The sequence below is a fragment of the Haliscomenobacter sp. genome, assembly GCF_041740695.1.
GTDB lineage: Bacteria > Bacteroidota > Bacteroidia > Chitinophagales > Saprospiraceae > Haliscomenobacter.
Genome location: NZ_JBGSLK010000065.1, coordinates 1 through 3572, shown reverse-complemented (window position 1 = coordinate 3572; position 3572 = coordinate 1). Strand labels below are relative to the sequence as shown.

The following is a 3572-nucleotide window of genomic DNA, read 5'->3' as shown; positions in this document are numbered from 1 at the left end:
AGCTTAAACCTGCTAAATGGAACCCATAATCTGGTTGTTTCCGTAGTATCACTTGGAGAAATTCGTGCCATTGCCAAACGAAATAAGTGGGGCGAGAAAAAGATTAAAGCAGTAGAAAACCTCATCGACGGTTTTTTGATCGCAGATATTAACCTGGAAAATATCATTGAACGCTATGCCGAGATTGATGTCTATAGCCAAGGCAAACTTCAAGGAAGTCCGGTAGCGTTTAGCGCACGAAATATGGGCAAAAATGATTTATGGATAGCAGCTACAGCTTCAGTGTATGACCTTGAGTTGTTGACGATGGATAAGGATTTTATGCATTTGGAGGGACAGTACTTGAGGTTGAATGTGATTGATTTGGCGGAATATTGAGAGAGATGTCAATACATAGTTTTGCACCCCGCTAGCCCAAGTCTTCTTCATCAAACCCCAAGGCGCAACGCTGGTGCAGGTCATGAGACCATGCACCAGCGTTGTGCTTTGGGGGTTAATGGGGAATACTTGGACGAGCGGGTTAATGTGGAAGACTTGGACTAGTGAGAACCCGAAGTAGAGACACAAATTCTAGCGTCTCTACCTCCAATTTTTGCTCTATGCGCAAAAACTCAATTCACCAGGTATTGTACTTTATCGTCCCCGATATAGTACAATTTTTCATCTACTCCCTTGATTAGGAAATAGTAAGCAACGATTTTATCGCTGGTAATTTTAGGCTTAAAAAGGATACATTGGTTACTGGAATAGGTGTAGTCAACGGCCAACAACTCCCCTTTAAACGGATCCGTTTTTTGGGAGATCGTCTTTAAATCGATGATTAATTTTTCCCCATTAACTTCTGAAATGATAAAATCAAAATGTTCTTCTTTTTTATGGCTTTCATGAGAACTATATGCTTCATCAGTTACTAAACCATATAGCCTGACTTCGCCATTCACATTGATGAAGCCGCATTTTTCTTTTTTGTCTTTGAAAAAGAACCATCCTGCATCTTTGCATTCCTGGACTGGAAGCAATTTTTGGTATTCGAAGCCAATTTTGGCATGGGATACCCCTTTTTCATTCACCAAACCAAATTGATTCTTCTTACTCGCAATGGCATACCATTGCTCTTCAATTTTCATGGGATGAGAGATTTGAGGAATAATGTCATCATAAGCCAGAAATTTGTATTGGTCGAAAACACTGGAGGCTGAAAGGATATTGTTGTATTTGTCCATTTTAAACCCTGTAAAACCCTTGGTAGAGTCTACTTTTACAAACCTGGGAATGTCAGGCATTGGGGAGATTTCCATTAATCCACCTGCAATATCTTCAGTTTCGACATTGATCTCATTGGTCATTGGTGTAGTTAAATCTTGTATGAATAAATGTCCCTTTTGATCAATGCAGAAGTAAGATTCGCCCGAAGTCCAAATTACCAGGCAATGCCCTGCAAAAGATACCTGAGCAAATTGGGCATTGACCAGAATTCGTTTGGTGTTTTTTTGTACATAACCCCATTCTTCATTTTCGAAAAAGGGGATAAAATCAGTTAAAGCTATCGTTTTTGCATGCACAAATTGCTTTTCAAATGCTGATTTTTTTTGCTCAATTCTATTGATTATTGATTGCAATTCATTTTTATCTTTCATCGGTTTAAAATCCTCATCGTTTGTTAGCAAGGCAACATCAATATACCCAAGATCGATACATTTATTCAAAAAATGAATAGCTTTAGTGTTATCCCCTATCATGCTCGCGCAACGAGCAGCATTGTAATAGTAACGAATCATCTTATTATGCGCAATGTCAAAAGCTTTTTCGTAATTTTTGAGTGCCTGGGAATAATCACCAGAAATTTGGAAATCTACTGCTCTTCCAACTAGGGTCATGAAGTTTTCTTCCTGAGTCAAACTTAACGTTGTGAAGCTAAAAAAAAGGAAGACGACAATTAGCCATTTCATCAAGTATTCAGTTTTTTTCATAATGCACCATTGAAGCACTTTAAAAATAAGCATTGTATTCAGCCGCGAATATATGGTTTATTAAAATTTAAGTTACCAAACAGCTGAGAAACTTTGTTTCCTGCTCGTCCAAGTCTTCCTCATTAACCGCCAAGGCACAACGCTGGTGCATGGTCTCATGACCCGCTCGTCCAAGTCCTCCTAATTAATTTCCAGACTGAAACGCTGGTGCATGGTCTCCTGACCTGCACCCATTATCACTGCGTCTTCAAGACGCACAAGTATGCACACTGGTACAAAAAAAGCACAAACTCCATGCGGGTATGTAGAAAAAATCAGTATTTTAATGCCAAAACGACATGCCGCGTTACCGCATCCTGGATCAGCATGGCTTGAATTACGTTACCTGTACGGTTGTGGGTTGGGTAGATGTATTCACCAGAAAAACTTACCGAGATATCGTGCTTGAAAGCCTGGCCTATTGCCGAAAAGAAAAAGGACTGATCATTTGCGCCTATGTAATCATGAGCAATCACATCCACATGATTGTCAGAGCGGATGGTGGGTTAACCCTGTCGGAAGTGCTTCGAGATTTTAAAAAATATACCTCCCGTCAAATTTTGGACGCCATTGCAAAAGGAAACGAAAGCCGCAAAGAATGGATGTTGCATGTATTTCGATATTATGCTCGATTCCATGCCAATAATCGAACTTAAGTGCTGGAACCTTATTAATCGACATTTTCAACTTGATCTTTTGAATTTCATCTTCCTTATTTTTTCATTACAATGCGCTGCATTGCGCTTCAAAAATAAGTCGCTGAAATCCAAAATCTCAGCGTTGAAATCTGTCGATTAATAAGGCTCCAGCACTTATCAATTTTGGATACAAGATAATCATCCCATTGCGCTGGTTTCCCCCAAGGTGATTTGGCAAAAAGTAGACTACATTCATCAAAACCCGGTTCGGGCCGGATGGGTGGATAAAGCGGAAGAGTACCTGTACAGCAGTGCTCGGAATTATGTTTTTGAAAATGAGGGGTGTTTGCTGGAACTAGACTTACTGGAACCGTATTTGCCAGGGAGCAGTTTTGTATATTTGCCAGGGTTTGATGATCAAGAATAAAAAGGGATGATGGATTTTCTTTAGCATCGTGCATGCTTGTGCGTCTTGAAGACGCGGGGATAATGGGTGCAGGTCATGAGACCATGCACCAGCGTTGCGTTTTGGGTGGTATTGGAAGACTTATGCGAGCGGGGAGCATTACAAAAATGGCTTTGAGGATGTCCTTACAACAATAGAAATTATTTTCGATGACTACAATAAAGGAATCATAAGCGAAGAAGTAAACTTAAAAGCAATGCTTTCTGTTCTGAACGAAATAAATGATAGTTACACTAAGAGCCTGTAAAAAATTAAGTTTTTCTCAATATGAGATAAATGTTAGCAATTAAAACAAAAGTCTCACTAGTTCTGGTGTCAGCTTCGTAATCAAGGGAGAGCCTTCTTGACCACATGAGCCAAGAAATCGTCCTCTCGACTTTCCATCGCTGGGGTAAGACTTCAAAAGGCGTTTTAGCAGTATCACTGCGTTTGAAAATCTGGAGTACCCATTTGAGTTTT

The 3572-nt window shown here is 39.8% G+C and carries 4 protein-coding genes and 1 pseudogene; 2 read left to right on the top strand and 3 right to left on the bottom strand.

Features of this window, described 5'->3' with window-relative positions; translation table 11 throughout:
- Positions 1-378, top strand: a 378-nt coding sequence (locus ACEW9O_RS14065; RefSeq protein WP_373550809.1) for a PIN domain-containing protein, incomplete at its 5' end; no start/stop codon positions are given.
- A gap of 233 nt (positions 379-611) precedes the next feature.
- On the opposite strand, the gene ACEW9O_RS14060 is transcribed toward ACEW9O_RS14065, so the two are convergent.
- A complete protein-coding gene (locus ACEW9O_RS14060) occupies positions 612-1970 on the bottom strand; it encodes a tetratricopeptide repeat protein (protein WP_373550808.1) in 1359 nt (452 codons plus the stop codon).
- A 338-nt stretch (positions 1971-2308) separates the two neighbouring features.
- On the opposite strand from ACEW9O_RS14060, the gene ACEW9O_RS14055 reads away from it, so the two are divergent.
- Positions 2309-2665, top strand: coding sequence for a transposase (locus tag ACEW9O_RS14055; RefSeq protein ID WP_373550807.1), 357 nt, complete (start codon positions 2309-2311; stop codon positions 2663-2665).
- Between the two features lie 89 nt (positions 2666-2754).
- Here the strand turns inward: ACEW9O_RS14055 and ACEW9O_RS14050 are convergent, their stop codons facing one another.
- Entirely contained in the window at positions 2755-3108 is a 354-nt protein-coding gene (locus tag ACEW9O_RS14050; RefSeq protein ID WP_373550806.1) for a hypothetical protein, read from the bottom strand.
- Between the two features lie 256 nt (positions 3109-3364).
- A pseudogene (locus ACEW9O_RS14045) lies at positions 3365-3572 on the bottom strand (IS5/IS1182 family transposase); the annotation flags it as partial.

Excerpts from the sequence above, each read along its gene's own strand:
- ACEW9O_RS14060 (WP_373550808.1), bottom strand. The coding sequence starts at position 1,970 with ATGAAAAAAACTGAATACTTGATGAAATGGCTAATTGTCGTCTTCCTT.
- ACEW9O_RS14055 (WP_373550807.1), top strand. The coding sequence starts at position 2,309 with ATGCCGCGTTACCGCATCCTGGATCAGCATGGCTTGAATTACGTTACC.
- ACEW9O_RS14050 (WP_373550806.1), bottom strand. The coding sequence starts at position 3,108 with ATGCACGATGCTAAAGAAAATCCATCATCCCTTTTTATTCTTGATCAT.